Genomic DNA, 14826 nt, shown 5'->3' with positions numbered 1-14826 from the left:
CCCGCTCATCGCTCGATCCCCATGGCTCGCCGCCCTAGCGCCCGACGCAGCGGCCCGACAGCGTTGAGTCCCATCAACCCGGCTCCGCGGGCATGGGCCATCAATTCATGATCGATGCCGAACAGGCGAATCAGGCCATCGCTGAAGCGCACGATTTCGCGATAGTCCGCGCCGCGCCGGGCCTCGAACGCGTCGAGCGTCGCCGCCTCGCCCGCGCCCCGTCCCTCGGCTCTGGCGCGCGTCACGGCATCGACGAGGTCCATGACGCCACGCAGCGCCAGGTTGAAGCCCTGGCCCGCGACCGGGTGCAAGGCATGCGCCGCGTTACCGAGAATCGCCAGATGCGGACGCACGGTTTCACGCGCGGTCACCAGCGAAAGCGGATAGGTGTGGCGCTTGCCGACGCGGCGAAAGCGGCCGGCGCGGTCACCGAAGGCCTGCTGGAGCCGTTCGAGAAAAGCGCCGTCGGGAAGCGTCAGAACATCGTCCAGCGCGTGGCTTTCGTGGGTCCAGACCAGCTCCATGCGCCGCCCATCCAACGGCAGAAGCGCCATCGGCCCCTCGGTGGTGAAACGCTCGAACGCCCAGCCCTGATGGTCTCGACTCATCTCGACATTGGCGATCAGCGCCGTCTGATCGTAAGCGTGATGATCGCTTTCGATCCCCAACTGCTCCTTGAGTCCCGAGCGCCCGCCATCGGCGAGCACCGTCAGCGCCGCGTTCACGTTCTCGCCGCTGTCCAGCTCGAGCCGGTAACCCGAAGCGCTCGGCACAAGCGACGCCACCCGCGCCGGGCAGTGCCAGTCGATCGGCAGTGTCGCGAGATGGCGGTGAAGCACCTGGCCCATCCAGGCGTTGGGCACTACATAGCCCAGCGCCTCGACCTGGAGTTCGTCGGCGTGCAGACGCGTCGTGCCCAACCGGCCACGCTGACTGACGTGAATATGCCGAATCGCCGAAGCGGCTTCGGCGAGCTGCGCCCACAGCCCCAGTCTTTCGAAGTGACGACGCGATCCGTAGGCGATAGCGCTGGCGCGCGCATCGAAGCTCGGCTGGTATTGACACACGTTGGCGCTCGGTATCGGCTGCGCTTCGATCACGGCCACGCGCAGGCCCTGGTGTTCGATCAGCGGCTGCAGTGCGCAGGCCAGGCTCGCCCCCACCAGGCCACCGCCGATGATCGCGACATCGACGTGGCCACTCCGTTCATGATTGCGGTCTTGCTCCATGCCGCTACCTGCTCCATTACGATTGAATACCGGAAACCCGCTAACGGCCTACCCTACACAACGCTTACGCCTTTTACGTAACGAAGACGACCAGCACAGCCGTGCTCAAAAAACGATCAATCCGGACGACCCATCAGCGCCTCGATCTCCTCGGCGGCCTTCGGCACCTGCGGCGTCAATACCTCGCCGCCGTCGGCCGTCACCGCTACATCGTCCTCGATACGAATACCGATACCGCGATACTCGGCGGGAATGTCATCGGCGTCGGGAATATAGAGTCCGGGTTCGATCGTCACCACCATGCCCGGCTCGAGCGGACGGGGTTCGCCACTAACGCGATAGCTGCCGACGTCATGAACATCGAGCCCCAGCCAGTGCGACGTGGAGTGCAGGTAGAACCGGCGATAGGCGCCTGACTCGATGCAGGTTTCCAGATCGCCGCTCAGCAATCCCAGTTCGAGCAGCCCGGCAGTCATGTCACGCACCACGCCCTGATGAATGGATTCCAGCGTGGCGCCCGGTTTCACTGCGGCCACCGCGCGCTCCTCTGCGGCCAGCACGATGTCGTAGAGCGCGCGCTGCGACGCGCTGAAGCGCCCGTTGACCGGGAAGGTGCGCGTGATATCGCCGGCGTAGAGATCGAATTCGCCACCGGCATCGATCAGCACGAGATCGCCGTCGACCAGCGGCGCGCTGTTCTCGACATAGTGCAGCACGCAGGCGTTGGCGCCACCACCGACGATGGTGCCGTAGGCGGGCGCGCGTGCACCGTGCCAGGCGAATTCGTGCTCGATTTCGGCCTGCAGCTGGTATTCATGACGTCCGGGGCGGCTGGCGCGCATGGCACGACAGTGCGCCAGTGCGCTGATATGGGCCGCGTGGCGCATCAGCGTGAGTTCCGCCTCGCTCTTGGTCAGCCGCAATTCATGGATCAGCTCGCTGACGTCGGCGAAGCGCGTCGGCGCTACCGCGCCGCGTCGTGCCCGTGTGCTCAACTGGCTGCGCGCGCGCTCGGCGAGCGCCATTGCCACGCCGTCGCCGAGCGGCAGATAGAGCGAGGTGTAACCATCGAGCATGTCGACCAGATCGGCCCGACGCCCATTATCGAAGCCTTCATCCATGCCGTAGTCCTGCACCGCGCCTTCGGGGCCGATACGAATGCCGGTCCAGGCCTCCTTCTCGGGGTCCTTCTCCTGGCAGAACAGGACGGCTTCGCCGGCGGCTCTGCCGGGCAGCAGCAGCAGCAGAGCCTCCGGCTCGGGAAATCCGCACAGGTAGTGGAAGTCGCTCGACTGGCGGAAGGGAAATTCGCTGTCGTGGTTGCGCGTCTTGAGCGTGGCGCCCGGCAGCAGCACGGCGCTGCCTTCCGGTAGTTCGGCCATCAGGCGCTCGCGACGGGCGGCGAACTCCTCCGGCGAGATCGGCGCCGGACGAGGAAGCGGTTCGGGCAACATACGGGGTCTCCTGGGCGGGTTCCGGTCGGTGGTTGAAGAGGGCCATCAAGGTGAAAGACAGTTCGCGGAGCCGTCGAAAACCCGGCCCTCAGTGGAGCTGGGGCGGCGGGGTATTGCCATCGTCGGCAGGCAGCTCCGCGTCGTCGACCTGTTCGACCTGCGGCTGGCCGGGATGCTGCTCGGTGTAAAGCATCATCGCCGCCATGCGCGCATGCTCGGTCAACGCGAAAAGATCGTTCTCGTTCTCGGCATCGTCCTCTAGCTCGACCTCCATCGCGGCGAGCTGACCGAGATCCTCGACCGCCTCGCGCAGCTGCGGTGACCATTTGTCGTAGGTGTCGCCGTCAACCTCGTTGGCCAGCTCGAGAAAGCCTTGCGTCCACTCCTTGAGCCCTTGCGCGCGCTCCGACAGCGCGAACAGCTCGTCCGGCAACAGCGGTTCGAAATTGAGTTCGGCCGCCGCCAGCGCGTCGAGCGTCTGGCGCCGCCAGCGCAGCAAAATTTCGGCATCTTCAGGGCTCTGCGGCTGCTCCACGTTGAGCGCCAGGCAGACTTCCTCGAGCCAGCGCTCGGCCGTGAGATCGGCCAGCGCAAGCTCGGCGCAGAGGCGGCCGTCGAGAAACGCAGGGGACTGCATGCTGCCGTGAGCCAGAAAGACGTTGGCAACGGTGGAGAAATCGAGCTGGTCGTTGATGATCGACATGTCGGCATCCATGGTCGAGAGCCCGCCCCCCGCCATCCGGAGGCGGCCGGGGCCGCGTTGACCCCTCAGGGGCGGCTCTCTATAGTGGCTTGATCAATGGTTTGGTCGGGTCAATGACATTAACGGTCAATGGCGATAACGATCAGTGGCGAAACGCTCGCTTGAAGCGTAGCCGATCGCCTGGCATCGCGAACGGCTGCCATCTTACCGCATCGATCTTCACCGCCCACCCCGGAGCGTCTCATGAGCGACACGTCGCGCCCCACTACCGAAGTCACGCTGCTGGGCAAATCCTACGTGATCGCCTGTCCCCCGGAAGAGCAGGACCAGCTCAAGCGCTCTGCGCGCTATCTGGACCGCGCCATGCACGGCATCCACGCGCGCGGCAAGGTGCTCGGCTCGGAAAAGATCGCCATCATGGCGGCGCTCAACATCACACACGAGCTGCTGGCGGCACTGGACACCCACCGCAGCGGTGAGCAGGCACTCGGCGAGCTGAACGATCGCCTCGAGCGTGCGCTGGCCAAGGTCGGCGATTCGCAGCCGGCTTCCTCACCTTCTCAGTGAGCCGATCACTACGCTTATTGCGATCGGCGATTGGGCAAATCGCGCGGCTCTGCTAGGATGGTGCCGTTCCCTGGGGTGTTCGCCAGTCGTTACAAGTCCCTCGAGCCTATGCGCAGTACCCAGGGGGCCAATAGCTAGACAGGCCCGTGTGCATGTCCGCGCGACGGAAAGCCTGAAGGCCTGTCTGCGGCCACCCACCTTGAACCAATAGGTTCAGGGCCAGAATGACAGCGGCACTCTGGGGAACTCTCTTTTGTCTCTCGCTTCCACTCTGACGAATTCGGATGTGCCTACCGCTGATGGGCCCGCCGAACGCCGGCAGCTGCGTCGCGATCTGCGCCGACGCCGACGCGCACTGACGCTGCGCCAGCAGCGCATGGCATCGAACCGACTCTGCCGTCAGTTACGTCGCATGCCCGAAGTCCAGCGCGCCCGCCGCGTCGCGCTCTATCTGCCTAGCGATGGCGAGATCGATCCGCGGCCGCTGATCGCGTGGTTCGAGAAACGCTGCGTGGCTGTCTACCTTCCCGTGCTTCGCCCCCTTTCCGACAATCGGCTATGGTTCGTGCGCTATCACCGCGGAACGCGCATGGCGATCAACCGCTTCGGCATTCCCGAACCGGACACGCGCCACGGCGCGCACCGCGCCAGGCGTCTGCCCGCCTGGGCACTGGATACGATTCTGCTGCCGCTGGTGGGGTTCGACGATGCCGGCAATCGGATCGGCATGGGTGGCGGGTTCTACGATCGCACGCTGGCGTTCGCGCGGCGTACGAGACCCAAGCCCAGCCTGATCGGGCTAGCCCATGACTGTCAGCATGTGGACGCGCTGCCCGTGGCCGGCTGGGACGTGCCGCTGGATGCCATTGTGAGCGACCAGCGGCTGGTGCGAACGCGATCCGGCTGCCCGGCCAGAAACGACGACGGCCGGTAGCTCTCGCTACCGGCCGTCTCGATCTATCGTCGCCGTGTCGCCGTGTCGACGATGTCGCTCGATACGCCACCGACCGCCGACTATTGATGTCAGATCCGATGAAACTCAGCGCTCTCAGGCGCCGAGAAGCGTCTGCGCATACCCGGTTGCCACGACACCCACGCCGAAGATCAGTACCAGTGCCATCACCAGATCGGGTTTGCGTTTCATCTTGGCTCCAAGTCTTATTTGGCCCTGCGAGTCATTTGACTCGACAAGGTTCGGTTGCGTCGCTACCCCCCGCAGCGACGCGCACGACTATAGGGTCAGGCTAAAATCTTGACAAGATGGATTCCAGCCGCATTGACGCCTTTTTTCGTTACCGAACATTATCGACTTTTACATAAAAAGTTTGAGGCCGATTTGGATAGCAAAATGTCGCCAATTCTCTTCCAGCAACGCCAACTGCACGAAAACATACGTTGCCCCAGCGTGAAATCCGCGCTCAGGCCATGAACAGCCGATAAGCCGTATTGTCCGTCTCTTTCCAGTAGCGATAGCCGATGCGGTCGAAATGCTTTTCGGCGTGGGCGCGGTCGCCGTTGGGCATCTGCAGCCCCACCAGTACCCGACCGTAAGCGGCACCGTGATTGCGATAGTGGAACAGCGAGATGTTCCAGTCCGCCGGCAGGTGGGTCAGGAAGTTCATCAGCGCACCGGGGCGCTCGGGGAACTCGAAGCGGTAGACCTCCTCTTCGAACCGCTCTCGCGGGCGCCCGCCGCCGAGGTGACGGATGTGCAATTTGGCCAGCTCGTTGTCGGTGAGATCCTCGACCGGATAGTCGGCCTCGCGTAGCCGGCGAATCACCTCGGCGCGGTCTTCGCCGCCAGGCTTGACCTGGACGCCCACGAAGATGTGCGCACCGTCGGGATCGGCATAGCGATAGTTGAACTCGGTCACCATCCGCCGTCCGATCACGCGACAGAACTGCTTGAAACTGCCGGGACGCTCGGGAATCTGCACGGCGAGAATCGCCTCGCGCTGCTCGCCGAGTTCGGTACGCTCGGCGACGTGCTGCAGCCGATCGAAATTGATGTTGGCACCGGAGTTGATGCACAAAAGCGTCTGATCGCGCACCTGGGTCTGCTGGATGTACTTCTTGAGCCCGGCCAGCGAGAGCGCGCCGGAAGTTTCCGAGACCGCGCGCGTATCGTCGAAGATGTCCTTCACCGCGGCGCACATCTCATCGGTGTTGACCGTGATCACCCCATCGACGTGGTGGCGCAGAATCTCGAACGGCGCCTCGCCGATCTGCGCCACGGCCACACCCTCGGCAAAGACACCGACCTGATCGAGCGTGACACGTTCGCCGGCCTCCAGCGCCGCCTTGAGACAGGCGGAGTCTTCCGCCTCGACGCCAAAGACTTTCGTCTCCGGGCGTAGATACTTGATATAGGCAGCCACGCCCGCCAGCAGGCCGCCCCCGCCCACCGGCACGAAGACGGCATCCAGCGGCCCGGAGTGCTGGCGCAGAATCTCCATGCCGACCGTACCCTGCCCGGCAATGACGTCGTTATCGTCATAGGGCGGAATGTAGGTATAACCGTGCTCGTCGATCAGCTCTTTCGCGTGCGCCAGCGCTTCGCCGAAGGCATCGCCCTTGAGCACGACGCGGGCGCCCCAGCCTCGGACCGCCTGAACCTTGATCTCCGGCGTGACCCTTGGCATCACGATGACGGCCTTGACCCCCATCTGCCTGGCCGCCATCGCCAGCCCTTGCGCGTGGTTGCCGGCGGAAGCGGCGATGACGCCTTTCGCCTTCTGTGCTTCATCGAGCTGCGCCATCTTGTTATAGGCACCGCGAATCTTGAACGAGAAGACCGGCTGCAGATCTTCACGCTTGATCAGAATCTGGTTGGAAAACCGTTTGGAGAGCGAAGGCGTGGGAGAGATGGGCGTCTCCCGGGCCGCTTCGTAGACTCGGGCCTGGAGGATCTTCTTGACGATGTCTTCGAGTAGCATGGAAATGTGTCCTGGCGAGCGGCGTTCCCGCTTCGTACGGCGGGTTATCGTGGACCGATATTGTTAACAGACGCCGGCGCCGAGCGTCCAGCGCCATCGGCATGCCCGGTGGCTTGCTCTATAATGGGCGCGCTCGCTGGCGTGCCTGGCCACGCTCCCACCTCTCCAGCCCTGCCGGAATCGACATGACCCAGGATGACCTCAAACGCGCCGTGGCCGCCGCCGCGCTCGACGACATCGATGCCCTGCTGACCCCGGATGCCGTGATCGGCGTCGGTACCGGCTCGACCGCCAACCATTTCATCGATCTGCTGGCGACACGACGACAGGATTTCCGGGGCGCCGTGGCGAGCTCCGAAGCCACGGCCGAGCGACTCAAGTCCCACGGCATCGACGTTCTCGAGCTCAATCATGTCGGCACCGTACCGGTGTATATCGACGGCGCCGACGAAATCGATCGTCAGCTGCGCATGATCAAGGGCGGTGGCGCGGCACTGACCCGCGAGAAGATCGTCGCCGCCTGCGCCGAACGCTTCATCTGCATCGCCGATGCCAGCAAGTCTGTCGAGACGTTGGGCGGCTTTCCGCTACCGGTCGAGGTCATCCCCATGGCGCGCTCCTACGTCGCCCGTGAGATGGTGAAACTGGGAATCACACCGGTCTATCGCGATGGCGTGCTGACCGATAATGGCAACCGCATTCTCGACGGCTACGACAAGCTGTTCGACGACCCCGAAGGCATGGAAACCACCCTCGACGGCATCGTCGGCGTGGTCACCAACGGGCTTTTCGCCCGCCGTCCCGCCGATGTGCTGCTACTCGGCGGCGACAGTGGAGTGACGCGTTTCACCCGTTGATTCATAGCCGATTTGCGCACTCTCTGCCGTTGGCGAAGGCTTGCAGATTGCCACAGGTCACTTCGGCGATTTCACGCAGCGCCTCGACCGTGAAGAATCCCTGATGGCCGGTGATCAACACGTTGGGAAAGCTGGTCAGGCGCGCGAAGACATCGTCGGTGATGATCTCCGCCGAGTGGTCGCGAAAGAAGAGTTCACTCTCCTGTTCGTAGACGTCGATGGCCAGCGCTCCGAGCTGGCGCGATTTCAGCGCTTCGATCACCGCCGGTGTATCGATCAGCGCACCGCGCGAGGTATTGACCAGCATCGCATCCGGCTTCATCAGCGCCAGCGCCTGCCGGTCGATCAAATGGTGCGTCTGCTCGGTCAGCGGGCAGTGAAGCGAGACGATATCGGCATCAGCGAGCAGCTCGTCGAGCGATACCATCCGGCCGAACGCCGCGAAAGCCGCCGAGGGGAACGGGTCGTACCCCAGCACCTGGCACCCGAGGCCCTGGAAAATCCGCGCCATACAGAGACCGATACGGCCAGTTCCTACCACGCCGGCGGTCTTGCCATACAGCGTTCTTCCCAGCAGGCCGTCGAGTGCGAAATTGCCCTCGCGCACCCGGTTGAAGGCGCGATGCGTCTTGCGATTGAGCGTCATGATCATCGCCAGCGCGTGCTCGGCCACCGCCTCGGGGGAGTAAGCCGGCACGCGCGCCACGAATAGACCGAGACGCTGAGTGACCGCCAGATCGACGTTGTTGAAACCGGCGCAGCGCAGCACGATCGCGCGTACACCCTGCGCCGCCAGCGCCTCTATGACCTCGCTGTCGAGCCGGTCATTGACGAAGACGCAGACGGCATCGCTGCCGTCTGCCAGCGCAACGGTCCCGGCATCGAGGCTCGTCTCCTGGAAAATGAACTCGAACCCGGCATCGGCAAAATGACGTTCACGAACCTCATCGAAAAAGCGACGGTCGTAGGGCTGGGCACTATAGAACGTGATACGCATGACGGCAGACTCGCGGCAGGCAGAGGGTGCTCCTAGCTTACTGCGTCCCGTCAGGCTTGCCACCGCGCCATTGTCGCAGGCCTGCTGTCGTCATTTAGCTGCCACCCCTGACATACGGGAGGAGAGAGCCTTGTCGCCGCTGCCTATCGTTCATCATCCCGGCTACAGCTGCGCCTGGCCCGAGCGGCATCCGTTTCCCATGGCCAAGTTCACGGCGTTGCGCCAGCAGCTGTCCCGGCTCGGCTTCGATGATGACCGTCGGATCGACTGGATAACGCCCGCGCCGGCGAAGAGCCACGCGCTGCTGCGCGCTCACGGCACGGAATATCTACAACGGTTTCTGCTCGGCGAGGTGACGACGAGCCGCCGCACGCCGAGCGGCTTTCCCTGGTCGCCGGAACTGGTCGAGCGAACGCTGTTAGAGGTGGGCGGTACGCTGGCGAGCGTCGACGCCGCGCTCGAGACCGGGATGGCGCTGAACAGCGCCGGCGGCACGCATCACGCCTACGCCGATCGCGCGAGCGGATACTGCCTGCTCAACGACCTCGCCGTCGCGGCCCATCATCTATTGGCGGAACACGGCCTGAGCCGCGTGCTGATCGTCGACTGCGACGTGCATCAGGGCGACGGCAGTGCCGAGATCTTTCGCGACGACGCTCGCGTCTATACGCTCTCGATCCACGGCGAGGCGAATTTCCCGTTCGCCAAGCGCAAGAGCGATCGCGACGTGGCGCTGCCACGCGGTACCGGTGACGCGCGCTATCTAGAGATTCTGAAATGGGAGGTCGATGCGGTGCTGGCGCGATTCGCGCCGCAGTTCGTGCTCTATGATGCGGGGGCGGACGTCCATGCCGGCGACCGGCTCGGCCACTTCTCGCTCAGCAACGCCGGGCTCTATCGTCGAGACCGCTTCGTGCTATCGCGTTGTCTCGAGGCAGGCATTCCGGTCGCCGGCGTCATCGGAGGCGGCTACGACCGCGATATGGCAGCGCTGGTCGAACGTCACGCCCAGCTCTTTCTTGCCGCGCGTGCGCTACTCGACCCGACAGGCAGCAGCGCCGAATAGTCTTCGCTCGCCGGCGCCAGCTGGCCGGACAGCTTGAAGTAGCGATGCATCGTCAGTAGGCCGACCCACGTCTCGATGCGTGGATCGAGAAACTGCCGGACGTGGGCGTTGGCACGCCGGACGATCGCTTCCGCCTCTGCGGGATTGGCCAGGTAATGATCCATCTTCTCTTCCATGTCGCTGCAGTCCTCCGCGAGCGGCACGTAGTGAACGTATGGCTCGAGCCGCCCCTCCATGAACCAGGTCTCGAAGCGCGGCGGCGGCATGAAACAGAGTGAATTCGACGACAGGATCCATTTCAGATTGGTCGCCACGTCCTTGCCCTCGAGACTGAGCACGAACTGGTAGCGAAGCTGCTCGGCGATGGAGAGATAGGGCCGATAGTCACGCTGATGACGGCGCTTGGCGTGACTCTGACCGATGTTCATGCGCGGGTGGTCGCGATAGGTCCGCAGCACCGCGGCGCGATGCTCGTGAAAGCATTTGCCACGCCAGACGATCCCCGGCAGCTTGTCACGGAAGGCCAGTCGGTCCCGAGCGAACTGAAAATGGCGCACACTATTGAGCTTGAGAAGCAGGTTGTTGGCGTTACCCGGCGTCTCTCCGCCACTCACCTCGCTACCGACTGCCTCGCGACAGATCGGCCGACTCTTGACGATACTCGGCGTCTCGCAGATCCAGGTTACATCGCCGAAACGATACGCAAAGCGCAGGTCGGGATCGAAATGGCGCACGACGCGCTTGGCGTCGAGATAGTAGGCACCGCGCTTTTCATAGCGGAAATCACCGATCCGCACCGCTTCGGCGCCGAGTTCGAAGGGCCGCCGCAGGCGATTGTAGTAATACACGCGGTCCCATATCGCCTCTGTCTGCGCGCTGGAGAGCCCGCGAGAGCACTCAGCGAGCATACGCTCGAGACGCTGACGAAAGAGGGCGTCGGGCACCAGCAGGCTGGCCAGCCCGGTGGCGTAGAAACGAAGCTTGCGGCTCTTGAAACGAACATCCATGAACGATTACCGGTGACAAGGGCGCCAGGCCAGGCGCGGAATCCGTCGACGATTGTCAGTGATGAATTTGACGGTTTTCTGACAATCCGGCGTCGCGGGGATTCCCGGTAACGTTGTTACTTTTGGTGCATGACTCGCGCAATCCGTTCACGCGTGCGCGCCAGTGCACCGCGGTTGGCCGCCACCACGGCACGCCCGGCCGCTCCCAGCCCCAGGCGCCGCTCGTTATCGTCATGCAGCGCGATCAGCACTTGCGCCAGCGCGTCGGCGTCAGCGACTTCGAGACGGGCCTGGTGTTCGGCCAGAGACTCGGCGATCTCGCGCAGACTCTCCAGGTGCGGGCCACTGACCACCGGCACGCCCAATGCCGCCGGCTCGAGCAGATTGTGGCCGCCGATCGGCACCAGCGAACCGCCGACGAATGCCACGTCGGCGCAGCCGTAGAGCCTCATCAGATCGCCCATGGTATCGCCGAGCAGCACCGTCGCCGCCGAGTTCACCGAAGGGTTCTCGCTGAACCTGACCACTGACTCACCGCGCTCACGGCAGAGCGTTTCGACCGCCTCGAAGCGCTGCGGATGACGCGGTACCAGTATCAGCAGCGCCGTCGGATCGTGATGCCGTAGCTGGGCATGTGCCGCAAGCACCTGCTCGTCTTCCCCGGCATGCGTCGAGCCGGCGATCCAGACGAAGCGCTTGCCCCACGACAGACGCAACGTCTCACTGGCATCGGCAAGCCCCTCATCCAGCGCCAGATCGAACTTCAGCGCCCCGGTGACGGTGACACGACCCGCCGACGCGCCCAGCGCCGTGAAGCGTTCGGCATCCTCGGGGGACTTGGCACCGATCCAGGCGATGCTCGTCAGCATGCCGCGGCTGAGCGCCGCAAAACGGCGATAGAAACGATAGGTCGAAGCCCCCAGACGGCCGTTGACGATCACGACCGGCACGCGGCGGCGCCGGCAAGCCGCCAGCAGGTTCGGCCAGAGCTCGGTCTCGGCGACGATCGCAAGCTGCGGATCGAGTCGCGCGACGAACCGCCGTGTCGCCAGCGGATAGTCCAGCGGCAGGAAATGGTGACGGACCCGATCACCGAAGATCGCCTGAACGCGCTCGGCGCCGGTGCGCGTCATGGTCGTCACGACCAGCGCATGCGCCGGGAAGTCATCGAGCAGCGCGCGGATCAGCGGCGTCGCGGTCACCACCTCTCCGAATGAGGCGGCGTGCAGCCAGAGGCAGGGGCGCCCTCCCGTTTCGGGGACGAACCCGAGCCGCTCGAGACGTGAGTGAGTGGGCACCCACTCACGCCATACGCGCCACCATACCAAGGGGGAGAGGAGATAAAAGACCAGCGAATAGAGCCGGCGAGCCCATGTCGTTGACACGGTCGATCAGCGCTCTCGGTCGAGAATCGTGTCGATCATGGTGGTGGTCGACACACCATCCTCGAATCCCAGCACCTTGACCTCGCCACCGTTGGCGATGACCGCTTCGCCGCCAGCGATCTCCTCGGGGCGGTAGTCGCCACCTTTCACCAGGAGATCGGGCAGTACCTGTTCGATGAGGCGCTGCGGCGTGTCCTCGCCGAACGGCACGACCCAATCGACCGCCGCCAGTCCGGCCAGTACTTGTGCGCGCCTCGAGAGTGTATTGATCGGCCGCTTGGGCCCCTTGAGCCGCGCTACCGAGTCATCATCGTTCACCGCGACGATCAGACGGTCGCCCAATTTTCTTGCCTGCTCGAGATACGCGACGTGTCCGGCATGCAGAATGTCGAAACAGCCGTTGGTCATCACCACACGCTCGCCCCGCGCCTGAGACGCACGAACGGCCTGGACCAGCGCCGAGGGCTGGATCACGCCGAACTCCGCGAGCTTGTCGCCGTGCAGCGCCGTGTAGAGCTCCGCGACCGACAGCACCGCCGTGCCCGGCTTGGCGACGACCAGACCGGCAGCCAGATTGGCCAGCATCACCGCTTCGCCGTAGGCATGGCCGGCGGCCAGTGCCAGCCCGAGCACACCGATGACGGTGTCACCCGCACCGGTGACATCGAAAACCTCACGCGCGTGAGTGGGCAGATGCAGCGGCGCGTAATTCTCGCGGATCAGCGTCATGCCGCGCTCGCTGCGGGTCACCAGCAGCGCCTCGAGCTCGAGTTCCGCTCGCAGCCGCTCGCCCTTCTCGGCGAGTTCCGCGTCGTCGGCGCAGGGACCGACGATCGCCTCGAACTCACCGAGATTCGGTGTGATCACGCTCGCGCCGCGGTAGCGCCGGAAATCGCTGCCCTTGGGATCGACCAGCACCGGCTTGCCTGCCGCGCGTGCCGCCTCGATCAATGTCTCGACGCGGTTCAGGCTGCCCTTGCCATAGTCGGAAAGAATCACGACGTCGGCATCGGGCAATGCCTGCGCCACCGCTTGCGTCAGCGGCGCGGTGTCGACATCCCACAGCGACGACTCGAAGTCGAGACGAATCAGCTGCTGGTTTCGGCTCATCACACGCAGCTTGGTGATCGTCGGCACTTCCGGGCTGCGCTGGAAGTGAGTGCTCACATTGGCCGTCTCCAGCGCGAGCGCCAGCCGGTCGGCGTTGTCGTCGTCCCCGACCAACCCGGCCAGGCTCGCCCGACCGCCGAGCGAGGCGATATTCAGCGCCACGTTGGCGGCCCCACCCGGCCGGTCATCGGCGTCTTCGACCTTGACCACCGGCACCGGGGCCTCCGGCGAAATGCGCGAGGTGCCGCCGTGCCAGTACCGATCCAGCATGACGTCACCCACGACCAGCAGGCGGGCGTTTTCCAGTTGCGAGAGATCAACCTTCATCGGACGACTCCATCCGGGCGGCGGGTTCGGCCGTATCGGCCAGTAGGGTATCGAGATGACCGACGACATCCTCCAGCGTGATCAACGCCATCGCATCGGCGTGACGCACGCGCGTCCCCCAGGTCACGTCGCCGGGCGACTTCTGGAGATAGCGCTCGACCGCGTCCGGATAGCGATTGACCACATAATCACGCCATAGATAGGGCGCCGCGCGGTCCGGATTGGTCGTGGCGTAGAGCCCCAGGGTCGGCGTGCCGAGCGCGTTGGCCATGTGCACGGGCCCGGAATCCGGCGCAATGACGACACGCGCTCGATCGAGCAGCGCCAGGAGCCCCTTGAGCGACGTGCGGCCGATCGCATCGATGATCTCGACATTCGGCGTCAGGCGCCGTATCTGTTCGCCCATGTCGCGCTCCTGCGGGCTGCCGCCGCCGCTCATCACCGTTTTCAGCCCGTGGCGCTGCCAGGCATGTTCGATCACCGCCGCATAGCCCTCGGCCGACCAGTTGCGGAAATTGCGCAGGCGCGGGTTGGCACAGGGGCTGATGACGAGGTACGGCGCATCGCCGGTCAGCGCGCGCGCTTCCTCGAAGGCCGCTTCCGGCACCGGCAGCGACCAGTCGAGATGCGTATCCTCCACGCCGAGCAGGCGAGCGAAATCCATGAAAGATTCGAGCACATGCGCCTTCGGATGCGGCTTGAGCTGACGCTGGGTAAACCAGTGCTGCCAGTCCTTGGCCCGCGCCTTGTCGTAACCGATGCGCAGATCGCACTTCAGACCCAGAGACAATACGCTCGCTCGCAGTGCTTGCTGCATGTGCAGCAGCACATCGAAGCGCGTGTCGGCGAAGCGGCGCCATAGCGCGCGCATTCCCTTGACCCCGGTCGACTTGTCGTAGACGACGAGCTCGACGCCGGACAGGCCTTCGAGCAGCGCGGACTCGGCCTTGCCGACGATCCAGGTCATCCGCGCCTCGGGCCACCGGCGCTGCAGCGCGCGCACCGTGGGCACCAGGTTGCAGACGTCGCCGAGCGCCGAGAGACGCAGGATGGCGATGTGCTGGGGATGCTCCGGCAATGAGTGCTTCATGGGCGAAAATGTCTTCCCACTGGATAAAGCAGGCATTCTAACGAAAGCACGCAGGGAATGCGTCCTGCGCATCGGTGGCCTGGCCAGCGCCGCGTGTA

General features: G+C 64.5%; 13 protein-coding genes and 1 other RNA gene. 5 read left to right on the top strand and 9 right to left on the bottom strand.

The window, feature by feature from the left end:
• Positions 1 to 5: 5 nt before the first annotated feature.
• From ubiH to IE125_RS05600, 3 genes are all read right to left on the bottom strand, one after another.
• Positions 6 to 1229 carry a 2-octaprenyl-6-methoxyphenyl hydroxylase gene (gene ubiH / locus IE125_RS05610; RefSeq protein WP_189443642.1) on the bottom strand — a complete coding sequence of 408 codons (1224 nt, stop codon included), beginning with the start codon at positions 1227 to 1229 and terminating at the stop codon, positions 6 to 8.
• 116 nt (positions 1230 to 1345) lie between these two features.
• The gene (gene pepP, locus IE125_RS05605; protein WP_189443641.1) at positions 1346 to 2683 is read right to left on the bottom strand and encodes a Xaa-Pro aminopeptidase; all 1338 of its coding nucleotides are present in this window, start codon (positions 2681 to 2683) and stop codon (positions 1346 to 1348) included.
• An 88-nt stretch (positions 2684 to 2771) separates the two neighbouring features.
• Positions 2772 to 3386, bottom strand: coding sequence for a UPF0149 family protein (locus tag IE125_RS05600; RefSeq protein WP_189443640.1), 615 nt, complete (start codon positions 3384 to 3386; stop codon positions 2772 to 2774).
• 243 nt (positions 3387 to 3629) lie between these two features.
• Here IE125_RS05600 and IE125_RS05595 point away from each other — a divergent pair, with 243 nt between their 5' ends.
• The 3 genes from IE125_RS05595 to IE125_RS05585 all read left to right on the top strand — a co-directional run bounded on the left by IE125_RS05595 (position 3630) and on the right by IE125_RS05585 (position 4887).
• Complete coding sequence (locus IE125_RS05595; RefSeq protein ID WP_189443639.1) at positions 3630 to 3953, top strand: cell division protein ZapA; 324 nt, start codon at positions 3630 to 3632, stop codon at positions 3951 to 3953.
• 64 nt (positions 3954 to 4017) lie between these two features.
• Positions 4018 to 4202, top strand: a non-coding RNA gene (ssrS, locus tag IE125_RS05590) — 6S RNA.
• Positions 4203 to 4239: 37 nt separating this feature from the next.
• Complete coding sequence (locus IE125_RS05585; protein ID WP_189443638.1) at positions 4240 to 4887, top strand: 5-formyltetrahydrofolate cyclo-ligase; 648 nt, start codon at positions 4240 to 4242, stop codon at positions 4885 to 4887.
• A 484-nt stretch (positions 4888 to 5371) separates the two neighbouring features.
• Here IE125_RS05585 and ilvA read toward each other — a convergent pair whose 3' ends face one another.
• The gene (gene ilvA / locus IE125_RS05580; protein ID WP_268249096.1) at positions 5372 to 6937 is read right to left on the bottom strand and encodes a threonine ammonia-lyase, biosynthetic; all 1566 of its coding nucleotides are present in this window, start codon (positions 6935 to 6937) and stop codon (positions 5372 to 5374) included.
• Between the two features lie 137 nt (positions 6938 to 7074).
• Between ilvA and rpiA the strand changes: the two genes are divergently transcribed.
• Complete coding sequence (gene rpiA / locus IE125_RS05575) at positions 7075 to 7746, top strand: ribose-5-phosphate isomerase RpiA (protein WP_189443636.1); 672 nt, start codon at positions 7075 to 7077, stop codon at positions 7744 to 7746.
• A 1-nt stretch (position 7747) separates the two neighbouring features.
• On the opposite strand, the gene IE125_RS05570 is transcribed toward rpiA, so the two are convergent.
• Positions 7748 to 8743 carry a 2-hydroxyacid dehydrogenase gene (locus tag IE125_RS05570; protein WP_189443635.1) on the bottom strand — a complete coding sequence of 332 codons (996 nt, stop codon included), beginning with the start codon at positions 8741 to 8743 and terminating at the stop codon, positions 7748 to 7750.
• Between the two features lie 130 nt (positions 8744 to 8873).
• On the opposite strand from IE125_RS05570, the gene IE125_RS05565 reads away from it, so the two are divergent.
• A complete protein-coding gene (locus tag IE125_RS05565) occupies positions 8874 to 9809 on the top strand; it encodes a histone deacetylase family protein (protein ID WP_229808939.1) in 936 nt (311 codons plus the stop codon).
• Here the strand turns inward: IE125_RS05565 and IE125_RS05560 are convergent.
• The 4 genes from IE125_RS05560 to IE125_RS05545 form a co-directional block, all read right to left on the bottom strand.
• Positions 9746 to 10816: a glycosyl transferase family 90 gene (locus tag IE125_RS05560; protein WP_189443633.1), complete on the bottom strand. Its 1071-nt coding sequence runs from the start codon at positions 10814 to 10816 to the stop codon at positions 9746 to 9748. The two genes, IE125_RS05565 and IE125_RS05560, sit on opposite strands and share 64 nt — an antisense overlap.
• A 116-nt stretch (positions 10817 to 10932) precedes the next feature.
• Entirely contained in the window at positions 10933 to 12201 is a 1269-nt protein-coding gene (waaA, locus tag IE125_RS05555; RefSeq protein ID WP_189443632.1) for a lipid IV(A) 3-deoxy-D-manno-octulosonic acid transferase, read from the bottom strand.
• A 6-nt stretch (positions 12202 to 12207) separates the two neighbouring features.
• Positions 12208 to 13638, bottom strand: a complete 1431-nt coding sequence (hldE, locus tag IE125_RS05550; RefSeq protein WP_189443631.1) for a bifunctional D-glycero-beta-D-manno-heptose-7-phosphate kinase/D-glycero-beta-D-manno-heptose 1-phosphate adenylyltransferase HldE — start codon at positions 13636 to 13638, stop codon at positions 12208 to 12210.
• Positions 13628 to 14728, bottom strand: coding sequence for a glycosyltransferase family 9 protein (locus tag IE125_RS05545; protein ID WP_189443630.1), 1101 nt, complete (start codon positions 14726 to 14728; stop codon positions 13628 to 13630). Before IE125_RS05545 ends, hldE begins: the two co-directional genes overlap by 11 nt.
• Between the last annotated feature and the right edge of the window lie 98 nt (positions 14729 to 14826).

Origin of the sequence: Salinicola rhizosphaerae (assembly GCF_014652715.1) — a bacterium.
Classification (GTDB): Bacteria; Pseudomonadota; Gammaproteobacteria; order Pseudomonadales; family Halomonadaceae; genus Salinicola; species Salinicola rhizosphaerae.
Note: the sequence above shows the minus strand (reverse complement) of the source record. Positions and strands in the feature narration are given on the sequence as shown.